Genomic DNA, 23,099 nt, shown 5'->3' with positions numbered 1-23,099 from the left:
CTCTCCGCTAAGCTTGCCCGGCGATGTCTGACAACAGTAGCGGTAAGGAAATCACGGTCCCGCCGATAGCCGATGAGCTGGGTCGGGTGTTCGAGCGGGAGGGCCACGAGCTGCACCTGGTCGGCGGCCCGGTCCGCGACGCGGTGCTGCGGCGGCGCGTGAGCGACCTCGACTTCACCACCGACGCCCGCCCGGAGGCGACCGAGGCGATCCTGCGCGCCCACTGCTCCACGGTGTGGACCACCGGCGCCGACTTCGGCACCATCGGGGGCCTGTTCCGGGGCGAGCAGGTCGAGGTGACGACCTTCCGCGCCGACGCCTACGACCGCGTCAGCCGCAACCCGGTCGTCCGCTACGGCGACCGCCTCGAGGACGACCTCGAGCGCCGCGACTTCACCGTGAACGCCATGGCCGTGTCGCTGCCCGGCCACGAGTTCGCCGACCCGTTCGGCGGCATCGCCGACATCGCCCGCCGCACGATCCGCACCCCCGCGTCCCCGGAGTCCTCCTTCGCCGACGACCCGCTGCGGATGCTGCGGGCCGCGCGCTTCGCCGCGCAGCTCGGCTTCGACGTCGACCCGGGCACGCTCGCGGCGATGCGCGACATGGCGCCCGAGCTGTCCCGGATCACCGCCGAGCGCGTCCGCGACGAGTTCGTGAAGCTCATGCTCGCCCCCGACCCGGTCGTGGGCCTGCGCCTCCTCGTCGACACCGGCCTGGCCGAGCGGTTCCTGCCCGAGCTGCCCGCGCTGCGCATGGAGATCGACGAGCACGCCCAGCACAAGGACGTCTACGAGCACTCGCTCCAGGTGCTGCGCAACGCGATCGCGCACGAGACCGACGGCCCCGACCTCATCGGCCGGCTCGCGGCCCTGCTGCACGACATCGGGAAGCCGGAGACGAAGGACGTCACGCCCGGCGGCGGCGTCACCTTCCACCACCACGACGTGGCCGGGGCCCGCCTGGCCCGCCGCCGCATGCGCGAGCTCAAGTTCCCCAAGGCCGACGTGCAGGCCGTCTCGCTCCTGATCTCGCTCCACCTGCGCTTCTACGGGTACGAGGACTCGGAGGAGGGCGGCTGGACCGACTCGGCGGTGCGCCGCTACGTCACCGACGCCGGGGCGCAGCTCGACCGGCTGCACGTCCTGGTCCGCTCCGACTGCACCACCCGCAACCGCCGCAAGGCCGAGCGGCTGCGCCGCGACTACGACGCGTTCGAGGAGCGGATCGCGCGCATCCGGGCCGAGGAGGACCTGCGGGCGGTCCGCCCCGACCTCGACGGCAACGCGATCATGGCGCTGCTGGGCCTGCCGCCCGGCCCCGAGGTGGGCCGGGCCTGGGCGTACCTCAAGGAGCTGCGGCTGGAGCGGGGGCCGCTGTCCCGCGAGGAGGCGGAGTCGGAGCTGTGGGCTTGGGCCGCAAGGGAAGGGATCGCACCGCGTCCAGACGCGGGATGAGGACCTCCTGCACCACCAGCGCGCACATGACCGCGACGGCGAGCCAGCGCGAGGCGGCGGCGGCCAGGAACAGGCCCTCGGGGATGCCCCGGCCGTCCTCGGCGGAGACCTGGAGCATCTTGCCGTAGAACGAGAAGAAGTAGAACAGCTCCGCGGCCTGCCACACCAGGAAGAAGCCCCACTTGGGGCGGGCGAGGACGGCGAGCGGCAGCAGCCACAGCACGTACTGCTGCGACCAGACCTTGCCGAACAGCAGGAAGGTCGCCACCACGAGGAAGCACAGCTGCGCGAGCCGCGGCACGATGTCCTCATTGGACGGCGCGCTGAGGCCGAACGCGCCGCCGGCGGTCTTGCGCTGGGCGAAGAACCCGAGCGCGGCGATCCCGATGCACGACAGGGCGAAGCACACCAGGTAGAGGTCGTTGACGAACTCGGAGTCCCACAGGGCCTCCCAGCCGGTGACGCCGCGGAGCACGTACCAGCCGGTGCCCCAGTCGACGGGCCGCTCGGAGTTGAGTTCGAAGAACCGCATCCACGACTCGGGCCACCAGTACGCGACGGGCCCGTTGCAGGCGGCCCACACGATCGCGGCGGTCGCGGTCGCCTGGAGCGCGGGCAGGAGCCGGCGCTGCCGCAGGGCGAGCACGAGCAGCGGGCCGATGAACAGGAGCGCGTAGAACTTCGCGGCGACGGCGAGGCCGAGGAAGAGGCCGGCCATGACCGGGCGGCTCCGCTGCCAGTACAGGAAGAACGGCATGGCGAGGGCGACGGCGAACAGGTCCCAGTTGACGGTGGCGGTCACCAGGACCACGGGCGCGGCCGCGAGCATCATGGCGTCCCAGGGCCGGGAGGGCCGGGAGTGGACGAGCGCGGGGTCCGGGTCGGGGCCGGGGAGGTCGGTGCGGCGGTTGTCGGTGCGGATCCGGTGCAGGACGGCGATGGCGGCGGCGCCGCAGATGAAGAGCACGATCGCGTTGAGGTGCCAGAAGATCGGGCCGCCGTCGGTGCCGGCGACGGCGCCGACGCGGTAGGCGATCTGGCCGAGGACGCCCATGAACCAGCCGGTCAGTACCGGGTATTCGACCGGGTGGTCGCGGTAGGGGACCGCGCCCTCGTTGAGCCGCTCGGCGCCCCACAGGGCGCGGATGTCGGTGTAGCAGGCGCTGGTGTACTGCTGCCAGTCCACCCAGCCGCCCGCGGAGCAGGGGTACTTCTGGAGCCAGTTGACCGCGAACGCGATCAGGCCGGTGAGGAGGATGACGCGGATGGGGATCCAGTACCGGCGCCGGGGCGGGTCGACCGCGTGGTCCCCGAAGGGCCCGCCGATGAAGGCGGAGGCGAGCCGGGCGACGCGGTCGGTGCGGGTGGGGGCGGCCGGGGGCTGCCCGGCGGGTCGCTCGCGCTCGGAGGGGGGCGGCGACATCGGCTCATCAGCGGAAGACGGCGGCATGGGCCTTATTGTGGCCCATGCCGCCGTCGTGCGGTCAGCGGTGCGGTCCGGCGACCGGGCGGGAGCGGGTCCCGCGCCGGTCGCCGGCCTCAATCGTTCTGGCCCGGGTTCCCGGTCTCCGAGGACTCCTCGGTGGGGGTCTCGGTCTCCTCGCTGCAGTGCGGCGGCGGGAAGAGCGTGTCGCACTCGTCCTCGGCGGTGGACTCGTCGCCGGTCGGCTCGTCCGTCGGCTGGCCGGTGTCGTCCGGGTCCTCCTCGCCGGGCTGGCAGGTCTCGCCGTCCCAGGTGCCGCCGTCGGCTTCGCAGTCCTCCTGGGCCTGCTCGTCCTGCTGGCCGGCGCAGAGCGGGTCGTCGGCCTTGGCGGCGCAGAAGGCGCCGCCTTCGAGCGGGCCGCCGGCCTTCTCGATGTCCCAGGAGGTGACGTTGCCGGCGTTCTCGTCCTTGCCTTCCCACTCCTCCTCGTCCCAGTCCTCGGCGTCGAGGATGCGCTCCATGGCGGTGAACCACACCGGGTAGGCGGTGTTGGAGCCGAAGACGTTCTCCTTGTTGCCGTCGATGTCGGCGATCGGGTCGGACTCGGAGGTGAGGTTCCCGACCCAGGCGGCGATCGAGAGCTGCGGGATCGCGCCGACGTACCAGGCGTGGGCGTTGTACGAGTCGGGGTAGTCGTTCCCATCCTCGTCCTTGCCGCCGGCCTCCCAGGTCCCGGTCTTGCCGAAGTAGTCGCGGCCGAGGTCCTCGCCGGAGGACGACTCGCCGGAGATCTCCGAGCCGATCCACTGGAGGTTCTGCGCCGTCGTGGTCTGGATGACCTGGTCGGACTCGAGCTCGCGGATCGGCTGGACGACCTCGCCCTTGTACTTGACCTCGGCGATGAAGTGGGACTCGTTGTAGAGGCCGTCGTTCGCGATGGTCGCGTAGATCGAGGACATGTCGCGCACGCTCGTCGGGTACTGGCCGAACGAGATGTGGTTGTAGAACGGGTCGGTGTCGCCCTTGCCGCCGATCTCACAGGGGGTGGGCGTCTCGGCGTAGAGGAAGTAGCCCTCGGTGTTGACGATCGGGTTGCAGTCCTCGTCGACCTGGATGCCGGCGTACACGTCCCAGTTGCCGGAGGCGTCGGTGATCGCCTCGCCCGTCTCGGGGTTCACCGCGGTGCCGTGCTGGGTGTAGGTGCCGTCGTCGTGCATCACGTAGTTGACGGAGGTGTTCCAGTCCTTGCCCGTGTCGTCCTGGAGCAGGCGGGCCTGGTTCATGACCGACAGGCCCATGCGGTCGGCGGTGTCGAGGATGGTGCTGGCGCCGTACTGCTCGGAGATCGAGTACATCGGCGTGTTCTTCGACTGGCGGATCGCCTCGGTCAGCGTCATCTCGACCTTCGAGTTCTGGCTGCCGTTGCGGAGGGTGCAGTTCGGGTAGTCGCCGCCGCCGATGCAGGCGTCCTCGAGCTTGAGGGACTCGAACTCGCGCGGCGAGGAGCCGTTGAACCAGGAGTTGATCGAGTCGCCCTCCTCGAGGGCGGTCGCGGCGGTGACCATCTTGAACGTCGAGGACGGCGGGTGCGGGGACTCCGCGCCGGCCTTGTCGACGCCGAAGCCGTCGTCGCCGCCGTAGTAGCCGACGATCGCGCCGGTCTCGGGGTCGATCGCGACCATCGCGGTCATCATGTACTCGTCGTACTCGTACAGGGCGGCCTGGTCGTTGTCGTTCACGAACTGGGCGTAGCCCTCGTCGGTGAGGTCGCGCTCGGCCTGGTTGACGTCGGTGACCGGATTGCCGTCCTCGTCGATCGGCTGGCCCTCGTCGTTGGTCTTCACCGCGATGTCGCCGCGGGAGCCGGTGCTGCGCAGGGAGGCCTGGATCTCCGGGTCGATGGTGAGCGTGATGGAGTAGCCGCCGTCCTTGCCGCTCTCCTCTTCGCCCTTGAGCATCTCCCTGGTGATGCCGTAGCGGTCGAGGAGCTCGTCGAAGACGTAGCCGTCCTGCTCGTTGATGATGAAGCCGACGTCGGTGTTGCCGCCCCAGGAGCCGCTGGCGTTGAACTCCGTGGCGGCGGAGGCGATGATGTCCTCGTACGTGAACGCGTCGCGGTCGGACTGCTTCATCTGGCCGGTCTCGACCAGGGCGTCCATCGTGAACTCCCAGCGGGCCTTGGCGGCCCCCTCGTCGTACGCGTCGGTGTAGTACGGGTCGTAGTAGCCGTTGGGCGACTTCACCTGCATGACGATGTAGGCGGCCTGGCCGTAGGTCAGGTCCTTCAGCGGCACGTCGAAGTAGTTCTTCGCCGCCGCCTCGATGCCGTACGCGCCGCGGCCGAAGTACGCCATGTTCAGGTACGCCGTGATGATGTCGGTCTTGGAGTACTCGGACTCCATCTTGATCGCGAGCGCGGCCTCGCGGGCCTTGCGGTCGTAGGAGATGACGTCGCGGGCGTCCATGTACATGCCGGCGTACTGCTGGGTGATGGTCGAGGCGCCCTGCGTGTCGCCGCCGGTGAGGTTGTTGACGAGCGCGCCCATGGTGCGGATGTAGTCGACGCCGCCGTGCTCCCAGAACTTGCGGTCCTCGAGGGCCACCAGGGCGTCGGTGACGGTCTCGGGCGCTTCGCCGGGGTCGATCTGGAGGCGGAGCGTGTCGCCGTAGGCGCCGGCCTGGGTGGTGCCGTCGGAGTAGTAGAACGCCGAGGACTCGCCCTTGCGGAAGACGTCTCGCAGCTCCGGGGTGTTCTGGAGGAAGTAGGTGGCGACGACCGTGACGGACGCCACGAAGATGATCCCCAGGGCGATGACGGCGGCGAGCATCTTGCGGCCCAGCCGTTTTCGCTTCTTCTTGCCGTTCTCGAGGTCGTCCTTGTTCAGGGGCCCCCTGCCGGCGCGGCGGCTGCCCCCGGCGCGGCCGGTGCGCTCGTCCGCGTCGTCGAGGTTGATGGGCCGGGCGCTCCCGACCGAGGCCGAGCCCACGGAGGCGGACCCGACGGAGGCGCGGCCCGCGCCGCCCGGGGAGGCCGATCCGGCTGCGCCTGATCCGACCGCGGCCGATCCGACCGAGGCCGAGCCCACGGACGCGCGGCCGGAGCCGCCGACGGACGCCGAGCCCGCGGGCCGGGCGCCGCCCACCGAGGCGGAGCCGGAGGGGCGGGCGCCGCCGACGGACGCGGAGCCGCGCCCGACCGGGGCCTGCCCGCCGGGCGGCGTGCCGTACTGGCCCCGGGCCGGTCCCTGCGGTCGCTGCTGGGGCCCCGGCGCCGAGCCGTAGCCGCCCCGCGGTGACTGCGGCGGCTGCTGCTGCGGCTGCTGGCGGCCCTGCTGCGGTCCGCCGCCCCACCCGTAATCGGGCTCGCGCGAGCCGCCGCCGGAGGCGCTCCCGTAGGCGCGTCCCTGCCCGGAGGCGCGGCCCTGCGGCCGTCCGTCTTCGGGCGGCGGGGCGGGGCGGTAACCGTAGTCGCTCATGCTCAACCATCCACGTGCTGTGTAACCCCAGCCGGGGCTTGCCGGTCGGCCCGGAGCCCGCCCGGGCGTCCCGAGGGGGTCGCGCCCGGCGGTCCGGCTTTCGCAAAGGTCTACTTCCGGCATGTGGGGTGGCCGGTCGTCTCGCAGTTTCGCACATCGAATCTGAGAGGACTCTGCTAGATCGCGTCGTGCGCCCGAGCCTATCCGATGCGCGGGCCTGTAACCAGGGCGAGGACTCCCGGCTTGACGTGATTTGGGCCTGCGGTTATGGTTAGCCTGATGTATCGGGCCGATACATCGCGCAGTTAGATCGCCGTGTGAAAGGAGGGACGAGGTGCTGGAGCTGGCGATTCTGGGGCTCTTGCACGAGTCCCCGATGCACGGCTATGAACTGCGGAAACGCCTCCTGGCCCTGCTGGGGGCCATCCGGGCGGCCTTCAGCTACGGCTCGCTGTACCCCACGCTCAAGCGGATGCGCCTGCGCGGCCTCATCGTCGAGGAGGTCCCGGCCGGGGACGCCGACGCGAAGGGCGCCGGCGCGCGCGCGGCCGGGGAGAAGCCCCTGCTGAGCGGCCGCAGGGCCCGGAAGGTCTACCGGCTCACACCCGAGGGCAAAGAGCACTTCGCGCAGCTCATGGCCGACGCGGGCCCCGAGTCGGCCGACGAGGCCCTGTTCGGGGTGCACTTCGCCTTCTTCTCCCGCACCGATCCGGCCACCCGGCTGCGGATCCTGGAGGCGCGCCGCCGCCGCGTGGAGGAGCGCCGCGAGCGCATCCGCGAGGCGCTGGCCCGCACCGCCGAGCGGCTCGACGCCTACGGGCTCGAGCTCCAGCGCCACGGCTTGGAGACCGCCGAGCGCGAGGTGCGGTGGCTGAACGAGCTCATCGCCTCCGAGGAGGGCCGCGGGCCCCGGAAGCCACAGGACTTCGGCGATCCCGTCGCCGGAACGGAGGGGCCGCGCGCCCTTCCGGAACAGGGAACACCCGATCCGGCTGCGAGTGCCGGAGACCCAAATAAACAAGGCAAAGGAGGCATGCGCGATGGGTAAGCTGCGCGTAGCCATTGTCGGCGTGGGGAACTGCGCCTCTTCGCTGGTCCAAGGCGTCGAGTACTACCGGGACGCCGCGCCCGAGGACCGGGTCCCCGGCCTCATGCACGTCCAGTTCGGCGACTACCACGTGCGCGACATCGAGTTCGTCGCCGCGTTCGACGTCGACGCGAAGAAGGTCGGCCAGGACCTCGCCAGTGCGATCAACGCCTCGGAGAACAACACCATCCAGTTCGCCGAGGTGCCCCCGACCGGCGTGCCCGTCCTGCGCGGCCCGACCCACGACGGCCTGGGCCAGTACTACACCGAGATGGTCACCGAGTCCTCCGAGGAGCCCGTCGACGTCGTCGCGGCCCTCAAGGAGGCGCGGGCCGACGTGGTCGTGTGCTACCTGCCGGTGGGTTCGGAGCAGGCCGCGAAGTTCTACGCGCAGGCCGCGATCGACGCCGGCTGCGCCTTCGTGAACGCCCTGCCGGTGTTCATCGCCTCCGACCCCGAGTGGGCCCAGAAGTTCGTCGACGCCGGCCTCCCGATCGTCGGCGACGACATCAAGTCCCAGGTCGGCGCCACCATCGTGCACCGCGTCCTGGCGAAGCTGTTCGAGGACCGGGGCGTGCGACTCGACCGCACGTACCAGCTGAACTTCGGCGGCAACATGGACTTCATGAACATGCTCGAGCGCACCCGCCTGAAGTCCAAGAAGATCTCCAAGACGCAGGCGGTCACCTCGCAGATCCCGCACGAGATGCTCGGCGCCGACGTCCACATCGGCCCCTCGGACCACGTGCCGTGGCTGACCGACCGCAAGTGGGCGTACATCCGCCTGGAGGGCACCACCTTCGGCGACGTGCCGCTGAACGCGGAGCTCAAGCTCGAGGTGTGGGACTCCCCGAACTCGGCGGGCGTCATCATCGACGCGGTGCGCGCCGCGAAGATCGCCATGGACCGCGGCCTGGGCGGCCCGGTCGAGTCCGCGTCCTCGTACTTCATGAAGTCGCCGGCCAAGCAGTTCTCCGACGAGGAGGCCCGCCTCTCCGTCGAGGCCTTCATCGCCGGCGAGTAGCGCCGGCGCCGTTCGCGCCGACGGGGGGCTCCGATCTGAACATCGGGGTCCCCCTTGGCACTCACGGGAGATATCCTCGGACAATGCGCACCGACCGGCACGTCCGCAACCTCGCCGGCAACCGCCGCTTCCGGCGCCTCCTGGCGGTGCGCCTCACCTCCCAGGCCGCCGACGGCATGTTCCAGGCGTCGCTGGCGCTCTCGGTGTTCTTCAACCCCGCGCTCGGCCAAGGGAACGACCCCTTCAAATACGCCGCCGCCGTCGCGCTCCTCCTCGGCCCCTACTCGCTCCTCGGCCCCTACGTCGGCACCGTGCTCGACCGCTTCAGCCGCCGCGACCTCATCCGCGGCGCGAACCTGGCGCGCGCGGCCCTCATGGTCGTCATCTGCCTGACGCTCACCGGCGGCCCCGGCTGGGTGTGGATCCTGTGCGCCATGGTCGTCCTGGCCGCCAACCGGTTCGTGCTCGCCGGCCTCGGCGCCACCCACCCGCAGGTCGTCCCCGCCGAGGACCTGGTGACCGCGAACAGCCTCGCCACCACCCTCGGCGCCCTCGCGTACGGGCTCGGCCTGGCCACCACCGGCGTCGCGAAGCTCGCCGACTCCGACGTCTCCTACGCGATGCTCGCCTTCGCCGCCGGCCTCGGCTACCTCGCCTCCGCCCTCGTCATGTGGGCCTGCTTCACCCGGAACGCCCTGGGCCCCACCGACGACGAGACGCCCGCGGGCGGCCTGTGGCGCGGCGTCGCCGCCACCACCGCCGGCATGATCGCCGGCTTCAAGTACCTCGGCCGCCGCCGCGGCCCCGCCCTCGCCATGGCCGTCCAAGGGCTGCACCGGTTCCTGTACGGCATCGTGTTCATCGTCGCCGTCGCCCTGTTCATGGGCCGCTTCTGGGACCCCGAGGCCGACCCGGACCGCACCGGCACCATCACCTGGCTCCTCGTCCTCGCGGTCCTCGGGAACGTCGGCGTGCTCACCGCCGCCGTCGTCACCCCGCGCGCGACCCGCGTCTGGGGGCCGCGCACCTGGATCACGGTCCTCATCGCCCTGTGCGCCGTCATCGCCGCCGCGCTCGCCGGCACCATGGTCCCGATCGGCTTCGCCGTCGCCGTCCTCCTGGTGAACATCGCCTCCCAGGGCCTGAAGATCACCGTCGACACGAGCATCCAACGCGGCGTCGAGGACGCCTACCGCGGCCGCGTGTTCTCCCTGAACGACACCGTCTACAACGTCGGCTACCTCGCGGGCCTGTTCACCGCCGCGCTCCTCGTCCCGCCCGACGGCTACGCGCCCGGCGTCCTCGCGGGCGTCGCCGCCTCCTACGCCCTGATCTGCGTCGGATACGCCTACCTCGCGCGAGACGCCGCCCCGTACGATGCTGAGTCATGGAGCCCAGCCGCCCCGCATCCGGGACCCCAGCCGAGACAGAGCACGAGCCGGTAGCCTCCAGCCCCTTCCGCAGCACGCCCCCCTGGGAGCGCGGCAGCGGCTGGAAGCGCGGCCTCGCCGGCCTCGGCGCCGTGCTCCTCACCGCCGGATCGATCGCCGGCGTCGCCTGGCTCGCCTTCCGCGACGGCGACGGCGAAGGCGGCGACACCGGCGAGGTGATCGCCGAGCGCTGCAACGTGACCGAGGCCGACGACGTCGGCGCCGGCGCCGACCCGCTCCAGGCCGCGGCCCCGCCCGAGCGGTCCCTCGCGGTGATCCAGACGAACTACGGCGAGATCGCCGTCATGCTCTGGGGCGACCTCGCCCCCTGCGGCGTCGACGCGTTCACGTACCTCTCGGAGACCGGGTTCTACGCCAACCACGAGTGCGACCGGCTCACCACCCAGGCCGTCGACCCGACCGCGATCCTGCACTGCGGCAGCCCCGGCCGCGCCGGCCAGGAGGACGGCGACGACTCCTACGGCCCCGGTTGGCGCTTCCAGGCCGAGACCGGCATGGCCGGGAACGACGTCGCCGACGTCCTCGCGCTCGTCACCGACGACAGGGGCCGCGCGGGCTCGGCGTTCGCGCTCGTGCGCGGCGCGGCCGTCCCCACCGCGGGCGTGAGCGTCATCGGCGGGATCGTCGACGGCTACGAGGTCCTCGACCAGATCGCGGCGCTCTCCGAGACCGTCGAGTCCGACGGGCCCCCGCCCGTGCCCGTCGAGATCTGGGGCGTCACCGTCGCCGAGCTCACCGACCTCCCCAGCGGCTCGGACACGGTCGGCGAACCCTCGCCCACCGCGACCGGCGCCCCGAGCGGCCTGCCGTCCTCGACCGCGACCCCCACCGGCACCGCCACCCCCACGGGCGCGGGCACGCCGACGACGCCGACCGAGAGCGTCTCCACGCGGGGCCGCGACTAAGGCGGACCGGTCAGTCGTCGTTGTCCTTGCCGGGGCTGTTGCGCTTGGCGTACTTGTCGACGTACTCCTGGCCCGTCAAGCGCCGGATCGCGTCCATGACCTCGTCGGTGACCGCGCGGATCACCACCCGGTCGTTCTCCATGCCCTTGTAGCGGGTGAAGTCGAGCGGCTTGCCCACGCGCACGCCCACCGGCGCCACGCGCGGCCGCGACTCCCCGATCGGCAGCACCTTCTCGGTGCCGATGAGCCCGACCGGCACCACCGGCGCCCCCGACGCCAGCGCCAGCCGCGCCACCCCGGGCTTGCCCCGGTACAGGCGCCCGTCGGGCGAGCGCGTGCCCTCCGGGAAGATCGCGAACACCCGGCCCTCCTCCAAGACCTCCAGGGACGGCTCCAGGGACGCGGCGCTCTTGCGCCCGCCCGAGCGGTCCACGGCCACCTGGCCGAGGGCCTTGACGGTGGAGGAGATGAGCTTGCCCTTGAGGCCCGCGCCGGTGAAGTACTCGATCTTCGCCATGGTCGCGATGTGCCGCTTGGTGGTCAGGCCCAGGAAGTAGTGGTCGGCCACGGAGAGGTGGTTCGACGCCAGGATCACCGGCCCGGTCTCGGGGATGTTCTCTTTCCCGTCGATCCAGGGCCTGTAGATCAGTTTGATGGTCGGCGCGGCCGTCCATTGCAGCGTCTTGTACAGCACCGTGTTCAGCTCTCCAGTGGTCTCACCCTTGGGACGGGTCGGCACAATTATGGCTCGCGAACCGCCGAAGGCGAAACCCGCGAGCCGTCGGATCCCAGAAGACCACAGCGGCCCCGCCAGGAAGGCAGGGCCGAGTCTATGGCATTGCGTATCGCTACAAGTACTGTCCCGGCGGGTGGTCGCGGTCGTCACCGCGGGCCGCGCGCTCGGCCATCACGGCCCTCAGCTGCGGCGGGAGCTCCCCGCCGGCCGGCAGCGCCTTGACCTCGCCGCCGCGCATCTGGTCGAGCTGGAGCCGCGCGGCCATCTGCTGCGCGACGAGCGCGGCCTGGATGCCGTGGAAGAGCCCCTCCAGCCAGCCCACCAGCTGGGCCTGCGCGATGCGCAGCTCGGCCTCGGTGGGGACCTCGTCCTGCCCGAACGGCAGCGACAGGCGCTCGAGCTCGTCGCGGAGCTCGGGGGCGAGCCCGGACTCGAGTTCGGCGATGGAGCGGGCGTGGATGTCGCGCAGGCGCTGGCGGCCCTTCTCATCGAGCTCGGCGGCGCGCACCTCTTCGAGGAGCTGCTTGATCATCGAGCCGACGCGCATGACCTTGGCCGGCTCGTGCACCATGCGGGACGGGTCGCTCTCGTACTCGGCGTCGTCGCCGCCGGCGGCCTTGGCGGTGGCGACCGGGTTCCCGTCGGCGTCGACGATGAGCAGGTCGTCCTCGTTCTCGTCGCGGTCAGGCTCGGTGTTCGCTTCGCTCATGGTCGGTGTGACCCCGCAGTCGTGTCGTTGGTTCTGCTTCCTTGCTTGAGCCTAACGCGGGAACCTCCGGGGGTGTTCCCGCTCGCCATCCCGGCCCCGGATAGCGAAAGAGCCCGGCGGTGGAAACCTCCGGGCTCTTGATCGTGCGCGAGGGGGGACTTGAACCCCCACGTCCTTGCGGACACTGGCACCTGAAGCCAGCGCGTCTGCCATTCCGCCACTCGCGCGAGTAGGGACTTGCAACGCGACGATAGTACCCTGCGGCGCGACCGGGCCTCAACGGGGTATTGGCCGCGTTGAGGCCGGCGCCACTACAGGAGGGTGCGGACCCGGCCGACGGGTTCGCCGCCGCCGAGGACCTCGGGCCAGGTGAGCGCGTCGATCTCGGGCTTGGCCGCGAGCGGTACCTCCCAGCCGGCCATGGTGGCGAGGGCCCGGAGCGCGACGGGCATGGAGGCGCGCCCGGCGCCGTCGTCGATCTTGACGGCGGCCGCGCCGACGCCGGGGACGGCCACGACGTGGAAGCCCTCGGCGCCGCCCTTGGCGAGCAGGCCGGGGACGGCGGTCATGGACCGGTTGTCGGGCCCGTTGGTGCCGTCGATCAGGTGCGGGTGGGCGCGCATGGCGTCGGCGACGCGCCGCTCCGGGGTCCCTTCGGGCGCTTCGACGAAGCGGGCGAAGGCGCGGGCGATGCCGTGGAGCGAGACGGCGAGGACGGGCGCGCCGCAGCCGTCGACGCCCACGTGCTCGACGGCGTCCCCGGTGAGCTCCTCGACCGTGGCGGTGACGAGCTCCTGGAGCGGGTGCTCGGGGTCGCGGTAGGCGGCGAGGTCCCAGCCGGCGGCGGCGCACGCGGCGAGCATCCCGGAGTGCTTGCCGGAGCAGTTCATGTACACGCGCTTGGGCTCGGGGCCGTCGAGGGCGACGACCGCGTTGCGGGCGTCCGGGTTGCCGGGCAGGTCGGGCGGGCACTGGAGGTGCTCCTCGCCGAGGCCGGCGCCGGCGAGGACGGACCGGACCCGTTCGAGGTGGAACGGTTCGCCGCGGTGGCTGGCGGCGGCGATGGCGAGGTCGGCCTCGGAGCCGGGCTCCCAGCCGGCGCGGAGCATCGCGAGCGCCTGCATCGGCTTGTTGGAGGAGCGGGGGAACACCGGCGAGCCGGTGTCGCCGATCGAGGCGACGAGGTTCCCCGCGGGGTCGGTCACGGCGACGCTGCCCCGGTGGAAGCTCTCTGCGAATCCGGACCTGACGACTTGTGCGACGGGTTCGCCGCCGCGGTACGAAGCACTCATACTGCGAGGCTAGCCGGGCGGCTAGAGGCTCGCGGCCTGATCGCCCGTGATGAGGCGCACGTCCGGGTCGGCGACGGCCGAGCGCTTGACCACGGCGAGCGCGATCTGGCCCAGCTCGTAGTGCTGCACGGCCGAGCCGATGTGGCCGACCTCCTTGCCGTCCAAGGAGACCGGGGTGCCGTGCGCGGGCGGGTGCTCGTCGGTGCCGTCGAGGTGGAGCATGACGAGGCGCCGCGGCGACTGTCCCAAGTGGTGCACCTTCGCGACGGTCTCCTGGCCGCGGTAGCAGCCCTTGTCGAGGTGGACGGCGGCGGCGAGCCAGTGCGCGACCTCGTGCGGCACGGTCTTCTCGTCGGTGTCGATCCCGAAGCGGGGCAGGCCGGCGGCGATCCGGAGGGCGTCCCACGCCCAGGTGCCGGCGAGGGCGATCCGGTGCGGGCCTTCGAGGTGGCGGCCGAGGTCGGCGCGCGGGAGCAGCCGGTCGTAGGTGCCGGGCCGGAGGGCGTCGGTGCGGCGGCTCCAGCCGGCGTCCTCGGGGGCGCCGGGGTGGACGGCGGTGGGCACGGCGAGGAGGTCCTTGGACGCGAACTTGGCGACGGGCACCGGCTGGCGCTCGGGCGCGCGGGCGAGCGGGTGGTCGGACTCGTCCTCGGCGGCGACGAGGCCGGTGGTGGTGACCAGGGCCCACTCGGCGGTCTCGTCCTTGATCTCGACCTCGGTGCGGAACTTCATGAGCTCCAGGTACTTCAGCAGCGCCTCGCCGCGGCCGGGCTCGGTGTCGAGCCAGGTGGTGGCGCCGTCGTCGTAGACGTTCGCGTGGTGCTCGACGCGCCCGGTCGGGGAGAGGATGAGCGTCTCGGTGCCCTCGTGCGGCTTCAGGCTCGTCAGGTGCTGGGTGGAGAGCGAGTGCAGCCAGGTGAGGCGGGCCTCGCCGGTGACCGAGATGACGTCGCGGTCGGACCGGTCGAACAGGGCCCCGGACTCGAACGCGGCCTTCTGCTCCTTGAGCGGCCCGCCGTAGTGCCAGGCGGTGCGGCCGTCGGCGGTGGCGACGGCGCCGGGGGCGTGCAGGAGCGGGGACGGTGCGATCGTGGTCATGCGTGCTTCTCCAGGCATTCCGAGCAGGTGCCGAACAGGGCGACGTGGCCGACGTCCATGACGAATCCGGTGGCGTCGGCGACCTCCTTGCGGGCGTTGGCGAACAGGGAGGGGTCGACTTCGGTGATCCGGCCGCAGCGGTGGCACACCAGGTGGGCGTGGCCGCGGTCGCCGGACAGGTGGTAGGTGGGGGCGCCGTGGGAGAGGTGGGTGTGGGAGACGAGCTGGAGCTCTTCGAGGAGGTCGAGGGTGCGGTAGACGGTGGTGATGTTCACGCCTTCGACCTGGCCGCGGATGCGCTCGTGGATGCGCTCGGGGGTCGCGTGCCCGAGCGCGCGGACCGCCTCCAGGACCAGCTGCCGCTGCGCGGTCATGCGCAGGCCCCTGGAGCGCAGCACCGCCGCCAGTTCGGTCTCGGCCTCGGCTTCGGTGGGCATGACTGCATGGTACTGCGCCGGGCGCTCGTCGGATCGCGCCGCCGCGGGGAGCACAATGAGCGCATGGCACTAGTAACCGCAGTACTGCACCGCGGCGTCGTCGACTCCGACGCGCCGCTCCTGTGCGCCGACGACCTCGGGGTCCTCCGGGGCGACGGCGTCTTCGAGACGATCAACGTCCGCGGCGGGGCCGCGTTCCTGCTCTCCGAGCACCTCGACCGCATGGCGAACTCGGCGCGCCGGATGGAGTTCGAGCTGCCGCCGAAGGCCGAGCTGGCCGAGCTGGCCGAGCAGGCGCTGGTCGCGTGGCGCGAGCGGGCCGAGGGCGAGGGCGCGCTGCGCCTGGTCGCCACCCGCGGCCGCGAGGCCGGCGGCCCGCCGACGGTCTACGCCACGGTCGACCCCGTTCCGCGCGAGCGCATCCTGCCGCGCCGCGACGGGCTGCGGATCGCCACGGCGACCCTGGGGGTGAATGCCGATGCGCGGGGCGACGCCCCGTGGCTTCTAGGCGGGGTCAAGGCGCTGTCGTACGCGTCGATGATGGCGGTCACCCGCTGGGCGAAGGCGCAGGGCGCCGACGACGCCCTGTGGGTCTCGGCCGACGGCTTCGCCCTGGAGGGGCCGACGTCCTCGCTGCTGTGGCTGGAGGGCGACACGATCTGCACGACGCCGACCTCGGCCGGCATCCTCCCGGGGACGACGAGCGCGTACCTGCTGGAGCAGGCCCCGAAGGCGGGCCTGAAGACCGCGGAGAAGCTGATCGCGGTGGGGGACTTGAAGAACGCGGAGGCGGCGTGGCTCAGCTCGTCCGTGCGAGGTGTGGCCTTCATCACTCAGATCGACGGGGAGTCGGTCGCTCAGCGCCCGGACATCACGGCTGAGCTGGACAAACTCGCCGGATTCGAGGTGCCTTCGTAACGGTTGGGCATCGTTTCCCAGGTTCTTCCCAGGCTCGCCACAGGCTCCGCTCAGAGACGGTCCTCATAGTAATGAGTGTTCCGGTCACGCCGACAAGCCGAACGGACGGACATGGGCAGTCTTCCGGGAGGCACGGAACAATCCGGGGGCACAAAGCCGGTAAGGGCAATCGGGCACAGCCCTACCGGTGCCAATGAAAAGTGGAGCTCCTCCACTTTATCGGGGCCGCAGCGAATGGGCAAGCGCTGCGGCCCCATTAACGAGTAACGGGAAAGACACGAAACCGTATCGGCCGCAATCGCTGTGCGCGGCCGCAGTGCGCGTCCCAATGGGCCCCCGGCCCGTCCCGCCAGCGCAGACGCCGCCCCCCATTCAGGCGAGGACCTTCCCCGGATTGAGGATGCCGAGCGGGTCGAGCGCCGCTTTCAGCCGCCGCTGCACCGCCAGATTCACCGGGTCGACCTCTCTGGCGAGCCAGTCGCGCTTGAGCATTCCGACCCCGTGCTCACCGGTGATGGTGCCGCCCATGGCGAGTGCCATCTCCAGGATCTCGTCGAACGCGGCCCGGCCCGCCGCCAGGGACGCGGGGTCCTCGGGGTGCACGATGATGTTCGGGTGCAGGTTCCCGTCCCCGGCGTGCGCGATGACGCCGATGGCGACGCCGTGCCGCGCGGCGGCGGCCTGCACGCCGTCGAGCGCCTCGGCCAGGCGGGCGCGCGGGACCGCGACGTCGTCGACGAGGACGGTCCCGAGCTTCTCCATGGCGTGGTAGGCGTTCCGGCGCGATTCGAGGAGCGCGTCGGCCTCCTCGGCGTCGGTCGCCCGGTACACCTCGGTCGCCCCGGCCCCGGCGCACAGCGCCTCGATCGCGATGAGCTCGGCCTCGGGGTCGGTGTCGGCGGCGACGAGCAGGAGCGCGGCCGCCTCGGTCGGGAGTCCCATGGGCCGCAGGGCTTCCAGGGCCCGGAGGTGGACGTTGTCGATGAGTTCGAGCAGGCTCGGCTGCTTCCCGGCGGCCATGATCGCGGTGACGGCGCGCCCGGCGTCGGCGGTCGTGGCGAAGACCGCGGCGAGCGTGAGCCGCTGCGCGGGGACCGGCGAGAGCTTCACGGTGGCCTCGGTGATGATGCCGAGCGTCCCCTCGGAGCCGCAGAAGAGCCGCACCAGGTCGTACCCGGCGACGCCCTTCGCGGTGCGGCGCCCGCACCGCATGACCTCGCCGGAGGCGAGCACCACTTCGAGGCCGAGCACGTACTCGGGCGTGGTGCCGTACTTGACGCAGCACATGCCGCCGGCGGCGGTGGCGATGTTCCCGCCGATCGTGGAGATCTGCCACGACCCGGGGTCGGGGCTGTACCGCAGCCCGGACTCCTTGGCGGCCTGGGAGATCGCGGCGTTCAGGACGCCGGGCTGCACCACCGCGAGCCGGTCGACCGGGTCGACCTCGAGGATCCGGTCCATGCCGGAGACGTCGAGCAGGAGCGCCCCGTCGACGGCCGTGGCCGCGCCCGCGAGGCCCGTGCGGGCCCCCTGCGGGACGACGGGGACGGCGAGCTCCGCGCAGACCGCGACGGCGGCGCTGACCTCCGCGGTCGAGCGGGCCCGCACCAGCGCGGCCGCCCGCCCGGCCGGCACCAGCCCGGCGTGGTCCACCGAGTGCGCGGCCAGGACGTCCGGGTCGGTCGCGGGCTCCAGGCCCGCCGCCAGGAGGGCGGAGATCAGTTCGCTCATGCCCCGATTGTCGCTCACCGGTCCGCGCCCCCGCCCCGCGGAGCAGCGCGGATCCTATAGGAAGTGCGGGGTGCGGGGGCGGGTCTAGGCGTACGGGTCGGTGTCGACGATGCCGCGCACGATCTCGGCGAGCGCCTCGACGCGTTCGACGCCCTCCTCGTGGGAGGCCGAGCCGCCGGTGAGGATCGCGATCTCGATGGGGGCGTCGGTGTCGCCGGCGATGACGCCGATGGAGTTGACGACCCACTCGCCGCCCATGGCGTCGCGCGTGTCCCAGCCGTTCTTCATCCACACGGTCTCGCCGTCGGCGGCGGCCGCGGACACGCCCCACTCCTGGAAGCCGGCGAGGTCGCCCATGAGCGAGCGCGCGTACTCGGTCTGCTCGGCGTCGAGGACGCCCGCGTCCTCGAACAGCGCGATCTCGAGCACCCGCAGCTGGTCGACCGCGGTCGTCTGGGTCTTGCCCCACTGCTCGGTCTCGTTCGGGTTGGTGTTCGCCAGCCCGAAGTCGATGTGCGCCTGGCGGATCGCGTCGTGCCCGTCGTCCCAGGTGCCGCCGTAGAGGACGTCGTTCGTCGCGTCGTTGTCCGATTCGCGGATCATCTTGTCGGCGCTGTCGAGGAGCCAGCCGGGGACCTGGTCGAGGGTCCCGTACTCCTCGAGCATCATCGCGAGGATCTCGACCTTCACCACCGAGGCGGTGTCGTACTGGGTCTCGCCGTCGTAGTCGAGCTGGAACTCGCCGTCGTCCACGGCGACCGCCGCGTAGAAGTTCTCGTCGTCCTCTGCTTCCAGGTACGCGGCGACGGCCTCGTCGAGCGCGGTCTGGAGCTGGGCCTGCGCGGCCTCGCGCAGCTCCTCCTCCGAGGGCTGGAGGGAGGAGCTCGACAGGTCGTCGGCCTGGGAGCCGGGGAGGCTCTCGTCGGAGGACCCGCCGGAGCCGCCGTCGTCCCGGCCGGAGCCCACGATGAAGATCACGGCCGCCACGACCACGGCGAGGCCGGGGACGGCGAGGTAGGGCCAGAGCCGCCGCGAGGCGGCGTGTTTGGAGGTCACTGCTGGGAACCTGACTCTTCGAGACGCGGGGGGTGTGGATGAATTGCTGCGGCCCACGCTAAAGCAGCCGCCGAAGCGACCACAAGCAGGGTCATTCGAGAGTTCCGTAACGGTTGCGCATCGGTGCGTGCGCGCCCGCGCGGACTCCGGTCCCCCGGCGCCGGGCCTTCAATCGTCCCTCGCAACTCGCGCCCCGGCCAGCGTCCCTCGTCACGCCCGCCCCGCGGGAACGGGACGGGGCATGACGAAGCGCCCGCTGCGGGAGCGGGCGCTGCGTGCGGATCGCGCTGTTCGGATGTGTCTCAGGCGGGCCGTGAGGCACTGGTCCGGGCGTTCGGAGTGGGACCTGGGGAGGAAATGACCATCAACGAGTGCCCGGGCCGCAGTGCCTCACGGAGACTCCACCGTGCCGCGCCTCGACTGCCCTGGGAGCAGCGCCGTCGCAGGACTCGCCTTCGACGGCTCCGGCCGCCGCGGGCGGCGGACCGGATCGGGGCCGGTGAAACACCGGGCCGCCCGCTGCCGTTCGCGGCGGTTCCGCACCCGCCCGCTCGGCACCCACGCCGGCGCCTGCGCGCCGTGGAGCTGCCGGGACGGGGCGTGCGCGGGACCTGCCGCGGCGGCCGACTGCGGCGCCGGGGCCTGGAGGACGGCGGCCGTCATGCCGTCGCCCGCTGCTTGAGGAGGGTGCGCGTCACGGCGGCGGCCACGCCGACCAGGCAGATGATCGCGACCAGGGCCAGGAGGCCGTTCGCGCCGTCGGCGACGGCCTTCGGGTCGACCGCCACGACATCCTCCTCCGCGGCCGGGTCGAAGCCCGCGCCGTCGTCGAGGCCGGGCTCGCCGAACGCGTTCACGTCGTCCTCGACGGGCGCCTCGGCCTCGTCCTCGGCGGGCGCCTCCGCGTCCGGGCCCTGCTGGGCCGCGGCGTCGTCGCCGGCGGGCGCGCCGTCGGCGCTCGTGTCGCCGCCCTCGTCCCCGTCGGGCGCGGGCAGCTCGTGCTCGTCGGGCCCGGAGCCGGACTCGTGCTCGCCCGGCTGATCGTCGGCCTGCGCCTCGACCACGTGCACCTGGGCCGAGTCGTACTCGGCGAACAGGCCGTGGCACTGCGGGACCATCGCGACCTCGGCCGACCGGTTCATCTCGAACACCTGGGTCGAGCCGTCGGAGATGTCGTAGACCTCGTCGCCCACGTGCAGTTCCGCGTTGGCGCCCAAGCGGTTCGTGTACCGCACCTGGGAGCCCTCCTCGACCGTCAGCTCCGAGGCGTCGGGGATCGAGGAGGCCGACAGCAGGCCGAGCGTGCCGCAGTCGCCGCTGAAGACGATCTCGCTGCCGGTGCCCGCCTCGGGCTCCTCGGCCGTGGCCATGCTCATCCCGGCCGCCCCGCCCGCCGCCAGCACCGCCGCTGCCGAGAGCGCCGCCAGGCGCGAGCGCCGGCGCTGCGCGCGCCGGTCCATGGCCTCCTGGATCGCCGGGGCCACCCGGCCGTCGTTCACCGGGTACGGCAGTGGGGGACGCGTCTGAGCCCGGGACTGCTGACCGAGCTTCGTGGTGTGTCTTCCCATGCCTGCGTCTCTCCAACCGCGATTCCGTCGTGGGTACCGACCCGATCCACCGCGGGAATCAGGTCTCAACCCCGTTCAACGAACCGGCGGCCGAAAGGTGACGGCCCGGCCCCCATCCGATTCGCGCACGGTCCTCATGCGCTCGACCACCGGAACGCGACCGTCCGTAGGATGTGCCCTGAGACAGCACCGAGCCGAGACCGCGGGAACCCCATGGCGATCACCGAGCGCGACTCCACCGAGCCCGACGACGGCGACGGGCGCGAGCCCCAGGCCGCCGCGCCGACCACGGCCGGGACCGGCACTCGGCCCGGGCCGGACGCCGACCCCGCACACGAGGCGCCGTCCGGCACCGATCCCGAACGGCCGCCGACCGAACCCGGGAAGCAGCAGACCGGCCCCGACGCCGCCGCCGAGGACGAGGACGCCCCCGAGGACCACGAGCGCTGGCGGCGCTTCGCCGCCGGAGCGACCCCCGCCCCCGCGGCGGCCCCGCCCGGCCGGTTGCGCCGCGCCGGCCGCCTGGCCGCCCGCGCCGCCCGCTCCGAGTGGACCCTCGCCGCGCTGTTCAGCGCCCTCCTCGCCGTCGCCATGACCTGGCCCCTCGCCAAGAACCTCACCACTGCCATCCCCCACGACCTCGGCGACCCGCTCCTCCAGGCGTACACGCTCGCCTGGCTCGGCGAGTCGCTGCGCGGCGACCCGCAGGGCATCTGGACCACCAACAGCTTCTGGCCCAACCCCGACTCGTTCCTGTTCACCGACACCCTCTTCGGCTACGCCCCCGCCGCCCTCCTCGCCGTCGACGGCCCCAGCAACCTCGCCGTCTACAACGTCCTCTTCATCGCCACCTTCGCCCTCGCCTTCCTCGGCGGCTACGCCCTGCTGCGCCAGCTCGGCGCCCGCGTCGCCGGCTCCGCCGTCGGCGCCGCCGCCTTCGCCTACGCCCCTTGGAAACTCGCCCACCTCGGGCACCTGAACGTCCTCTCCTCCGGCGCCATCGCCCTCTCCCTGGCGATGCTCGCCCGCGGCCACGGCTGGTCCCTGCGCGGCGGCTTCAGACCCGAGCGCCAGCGCCCCGGCTGGATCCTCGCGGGCTGGCTGGTCGCCCTGTGGCAGTTCTCGATCGGCGTCGCGCTCGGCCTCACGTTCGTGTACCTCATGCTCGCGATCGCCGTCGTCGTCGGCCTCACCTGGCTCGTGAAGCGGCCCGCGCTCACCTGGCGCACCGTCGCCGCCGACGGCGCCGGCGGCACCGTGTTCAGCCTCGGCGTCCTGTGGATCGCCGACCGCCACGCCTCGGTCGCGCAGGCGTACCCGGAGACGGTGCGCAGCTGGGACTACGTGCAGTTCTTCAGCCCCAGCTGGCAGAGCTTCATCATCGCGCCCGAGGAGTCGCGCCTGTGGGGCGCGGCGCACGAGGCCGCCCGCGCCGAACTGACGTGGCCGCCCGAGCAGACGCTCCTGGTCGGCTTCACCGTCCTCGCGCTCGCCGTCGCCGGCCTCATCTGGTCCTCCTGGTCGCGCTGGCAGCGGGCCTGGATCGCGCTCGGCATCGCCGTGTTCACCGCGCTCGCCATGGGCCCCAACTTCCTCGACGACGGCCGCTGGGCGTGGGGGCTGCTGTACGAGTACGCGCCGGGCTTCGACGCGGTGCGCACCACCGGCCGCATGGTCCTCTACATCTCGCTGCTGCTGGCGGTCCTGGCCGCGGGCACGCTCACCCGCCTGGCCGACGACGCGGACGCCGTCGCGCACGAGTCCCGCGTGGACAAGCGATTCGAGGAGAAGGCGCCGCGCCGCGTGCACGCGCTCCTGTTCGCGCCGCTGGTGTTCGTGCTCTGGGAGGGCCTGATGGTCCCCGAGCTGCACGCGCCCGACCCGGCCCCGCTCGACGTGTCCTCACTGGACGGTCCGGTGATGTTCCTGCCCTCGGACGGGCGCGACACGCGCGTCCAGTTCTGGACCGTGGACGGCTTCCCGGAGATGGTCAACGGCAGCGCCGCGTTCACCCCGGCCGGCACCTCCGAGCTGCGGGACCTGTCGAAGTCGTTCCCGAGCGAGGACGCGATCGCGGGCCTGCGCGAGGCGGGTGTCGAGACCGTCGTGGTCGTCCCCGGCTGGCTCCCCGGCAGCGACTGGGCGGGCCTGGACACCGAGGCCGAGCCGTTCGGCGTCGAGGTCGAGCGCACCGATGACGCGATCGTCTACGACCTCAACCCGTAAGGGCCGCATCAGGACGGCCCGATCGGGGTGAGGAACGCCAGCGACCCGATCGCGTCGAGGCGCGGCGGCGAGTGCAGCGGCGAGGCCGTCACGTCGAAGGTGCGGTGCACGCCGCGGTGCTCGATGCGCATGAGGCTGCGTTCGAGCGCGTCGGTCTGGAGCGCCTGCACGGGCGCGAGCCGCGCCAGCTCGGCGTCGACGAGCGGGTGCGCGCCGGCCGTGAAGTCCAGGAACCGCAGGCCGGTGTCGAGGAAGCGGGGCATGTGGTGCTCGACGTCGGCGCGCAGGCCCAGCAGGTGCCGGGCGGCGCGCGAGACCGCGACGACCCTGGTGTCGGCGGCCAGCAGCATGCAGGCGTCGGCGCTCGCTGAGACCGCGGCACGCCAGGTGGCCAGTGCCGGGTCGAGCCTCCTGCCATCGGGCCCGGGCGCGGAGGCCCGGAGCGGGATGACCAGTTCGAGTTGCGTCAATTGGGCGTCCCGGGGGTAGTGGTTACGCTCAGTCT

18 protein-coding genes and 1 tRNA gene are annotated in these 23,099 nt (G+C 72.3%); 7 read left to right on the top strand and 12 right to left on the bottom strand.

Translation table 11 applies throughout. The features are described from left to right. Positions 1–23: 23 nt before the first annotated feature. Complete coding sequence (locus EIW28_RS13200) at positions 24–1,457, top strand: CCA tRNA nucleotidyltransferase (RefSeq protein ID WP_125248149.1); 1,434 nt, start codon at positions 24–26, stop codon at positions 1,455–1,457. On the opposite strand, the gene EIW28_RS13195 is transcribed toward EIW28_RS13200, so the two are convergent. Next, complete coding sequence (locus EIW28_RS13195; RefSeq protein WP_125248148.1) at positions 1,348–2,880, bottom strand: glycosyltransferase family 87 protein; 1,533 nt, start codon at positions 2,878–2,880, stop codon at positions 1,348–1,350. The two genes, EIW28_RS13200 and EIW28_RS13195, sit on opposite strands and share 110 nt — an antisense overlap. A gap of 116 nt (positions 2,881–2,996) precedes the next feature. Further along, positions 2,997–6,356, bottom strand: a complete 3,360-nt coding sequence (locus EIW28_RS13190; protein WP_125248147.1) for a transglycosylase domain-containing protein — start codon at positions 6,354–6,356, stop codon at positions 2,997–2,999. 334 nt (positions 6,357–6,690) lie between these two features. On the opposite strand from EIW28_RS13190, the gene EIW28_RS13185 reads away from it, so the two are divergent. From EIW28_RS13185 to EIW28_RS13170, 4 genes are all read left to right on the top strand, one after another. Then, on the top strand, positions 6,691–7,404 hold the full coding sequence (locus EIW28_RS13185) for a PadR family transcriptional regulator (protein ID WP_125248146.1): 714 nt from the start codon (positions 6,691–6,693) through the stop codon (positions 7,402–7,404). Further along, a complete protein-coding gene (locus EIW28_RS13180; RefSeq protein WP_125248145.1) occupies positions 7,397–8,467 on the top strand; it encodes an inositol-3-phosphate synthase in 1,071 nt (356 codons plus the stop codon). The genes EIW28_RS13185 and EIW28_RS13180 overlap by 8 nt, the downstream gene beginning before the upstream one ends. Before the next feature lie 83 nt (positions 8,468–8,550). Then, a complete protein-coding gene (locus EIW28_RS13175) occupies positions 8,551–9,912 on the top strand; it encodes an MFS transporter (RefSeq protein WP_125248144.1) in 1,362 nt (453 codons plus the stop codon). Further along, positions 9,855–10,823 (top strand): peptidylprolyl isomerase, encoded by a 969-nt coding sequence (locus EIW28_RS13170; protein ID WP_125248143.1) that lies wholly within the window; start codon positions 9,855–9,857, stop codon positions 10,821–10,823. Before EIW28_RS13175 ends, EIW28_RS13170 begins: the two co-directional genes overlap by 58 nt. 10 nt (positions 10,824–10,833) lie before the next feature. On the opposite strand, the gene EIW28_RS13165 is transcribed toward EIW28_RS13170, so the two are convergent. From EIW28_RS13165 to EIW28_RS13140, 6 genes are all read right to left on the bottom strand, one after another. Further along, positions 10,834–11,562, bottom strand: a complete 729-nt coding sequence (locus tag EIW28_RS13165) for a lysophospholipid acyltransferase family protein (RefSeq protein ID WP_232013958.1) — start codon at positions 11,560–11,562, stop codon at positions 10,834–10,836. Positions 11,563–11,671: 109 nt separating this feature from the next. After that, the gene (locus EIW28_RS13160; RefSeq protein ID WP_125248142.1) at positions 11,672–12,268 is read right to left on the bottom strand and encodes a bacterial proteasome activator family protein; all 597 of its coding nucleotides are present in this window, start codon (positions 12,266–12,268) and stop codon (positions 11,672–11,674) included. Between the two features lie 144 nt (positions 12,269–12,412). Beyond that, a tRNA-Leu gene (locus tag EIW28_RS13155) sits at positions 12,413–12,495 on the bottom strand. 84 nt (positions 12,496–12,579) lie between these two features. Next, positions 12,580–13,560 (bottom strand): asparaginase, encoded by a 981-nt coding sequence (locus EIW28_RS13150; protein ID WP_125248141.1) that lies wholly within the window; start codon positions 13,558–13,560, stop codon positions 12,580–12,582. Between the two features lie 21 nt (positions 13,561–13,581). Further along, entirely contained in the window at positions 13,582–14,658 is a 1,077-nt protein-coding gene (gene ygfZ, locus EIW28_RS13145; protein WP_125248140.1) for a CAF17-like 4Fe-4S cluster assembly/insertion protein YgfZ, read from the bottom strand. After that, positions 14,655–15,095 carry a Fur family transcriptional regulator gene (locus EIW28_RS13140; RefSeq protein ID WP_125248139.1) on the bottom strand — a complete coding sequence of 147 codons (441 nt, stop codon included), beginning with the start codon at positions 15,093–15,095 and terminating at the stop codon, positions 14,655–14,657. Before EIW28_RS13140 ends, ygfZ begins: the two co-directional genes overlap by 4 nt. A gap of 63 nt (positions 15,096–15,158) precedes the next feature. Here EIW28_RS13140 and EIW28_RS13135 point away from each other — a divergent pair, with 63 nt between their 5' ends. Beyond that, positions 15,159–16,013: an aminotransferase class IV gene (locus tag EIW28_RS13135; RefSeq protein WP_158630395.1), complete on the top strand. Its 855-nt coding sequence runs from the start codon at positions 15,159–15,161 to the stop codon at positions 16,011–16,013. A gap of 372 nt (positions 16,014–16,385) precedes the next feature. On the opposite strand, the gene EIW28_RS13130 is transcribed toward EIW28_RS13135, so the two are convergent. From EIW28_RS13130 to EIW28_RS13115, 3 genes are all read right to left on the bottom strand, one after another. Continuing rightward, positions 16,386–17,744, bottom strand: a complete 1,359-nt coding sequence (locus EIW28_RS13130) for an FAD-binding oxidoreductase (RefSeq protein ID WP_125248137.1) — start codon at positions 17,742–17,744, stop codon at positions 16,386–16,388. 84 nt (positions 17,745–17,828) lie between these two features. After that, positions 17,829–18,800, bottom strand: a complete 972-nt coding sequence (locus EIW28_RS13125; RefSeq protein WP_125248136.1) for a serine hydrolase — start codon at positions 18,798–18,800, stop codon at positions 17,829–17,831. A 659-nt stretch (positions 18,801–19,459) separates the two neighbouring features. Next, positions 19,460–20,368, bottom strand: a complete 909-nt coding sequence (locus EIW28_RS13115) for a hypothetical protein (RefSeq protein ID WP_125248135.1) — start codon at positions 20,366–20,368, stop codon at positions 19,460–19,462. 213 nt (positions 20,369–20,581) lie between these two features. On the opposite strand from EIW28_RS13115, the gene EIW28_RS13110 reads away from it, so the two are divergent. After that, entirely contained in the window at positions 20,582–22,594 is a 2,013-nt protein-coding gene (locus EIW28_RS13110) for a hypothetical protein (protein ID WP_125248134.1), read from the top strand. A gap of 8 nt (positions 22,595–22,602) precedes the next feature. Here the strand turns inward: EIW28_RS13110 and EIW28_RS13105 are convergent, their stop codons facing one another. Next, positions 22,603–23,064 carry a hypothetical protein gene (locus EIW28_RS13105; RefSeq protein ID WP_125248133.1) on the bottom strand — a complete coding sequence of 154 codons (462 nt, stop codon included), beginning with the start codon at positions 23,062–23,064 and terminating at the stop codon, positions 22,603–22,605. Between the last annotated feature and the right edge of the window lie 35 nt (positions 23,065–23,099).

Origin of the sequence: Glycomyces terrestris (genome assembly GCF_003933745.1) — a bacterium.
GTDB classification, from domain to species: Bacteria; Actinomycetota; Actinomycetes; order Mycobacteriales; family Micromonosporaceae; genus Glycomyces; species Glycomyces terrestris.
This window is presented reverse-complemented; position numbering and strand designations above follow the sequence as displayed.

Coding starts and splice junctions, on each gene's coding strand:
- EIW28_RS13160 (WP_125248142.1), bottom strand. CDS start 12,268: ATGAGCGAAGCGAACACCGAGCCTGACCGCGACGAGAACGAGGACGAC.
- EIW28_RS13200 (WP_125248149.1), top strand. CDS start 24: ATGTCTGACAACAGTAGCGGTAAGGAAATCACGGTCCCGCCGATAGCC.
- EIW28_RS13150 (WP_125248141.1), bottom strand. CDS start 13,560: ATGAGTGCTTCGTACCGCGGCGGCGAACCCGTCGCACAAGTCGTCAGG.
- ygfZ (WP_125248140.1), bottom strand. CDS start 14,658: ATGACCACGATCGCACCGTCCCCGCTCCTGCACGCCCCCGGCGCCGTC.
- EIW28_RS13195 (WP_125248148.1), bottom strand. CDS start 2,880: ATGTCGCCGCCCCCCTCCGAGCGCGAGCGACCCGCCGGGCAGCCCCCG.
- EIW28_RS13170 (WP_125248143.1), top strand. CDS start 9,855: ATGGAGCCCAGCCGCCCCGCATCCGGGACCCCAGCCGAGACAGAGCAC.
- EIW28_RS13115 (WP_125248135.1), bottom strand. CDS start 20,368: ATGGGAAGACACACCACGAAGCTCGGTCAGCAGTCCCGGGCTCAGACG.
- EIW28_RS13135 (WP_158630395.1), top strand. CDS start 15,159: ATGGCACTAGTAACCGCAGTACTGCACCGCGGCGTCGTCGACTCCGAC.
- EIW28_RS13190 (WP_125248147.1), bottom strand. CDS start 6,356: ATGAGCGACTACGGTTACCGCCCCGCCCCGCCGCCCGAAGACGGACGG.
- EIW28_RS13175 (WP_125248144.1), top strand. CDS start 8,551: ATGCGCACCGACCGGCACGTCCGCAACCTCGCCGGCAACCGCCGCTTC.
- EIW28_RS13110 (WP_125248134.1), top strand. CDS start 20,582: ATGGCGATCACCGAGCGCGACTCCACCGAGCCCGACGACGGCGACGGG.
- EIW28_RS13130 (WP_125248137.1), bottom strand. CDS start 17,744: ATGAGCGAACTGATCTCCGCCCTCCTGGCGGCGGGCCTGGAGCCCGCG.
- EIW28_RS13180 (WP_125248145.1), top strand. CDS start 7,397: ATGGGTAAGCTGCGCGTAGCCATTGTCGGCGTGGGGAACTGCGCCTCT.
- EIW28_RS13140 (WP_125248139.1), bottom strand. CDS start 15,095: ATGCCCACCGAAGCCGAGGCCGAGACCGAACTGGCGGCGGTGCTGCGC.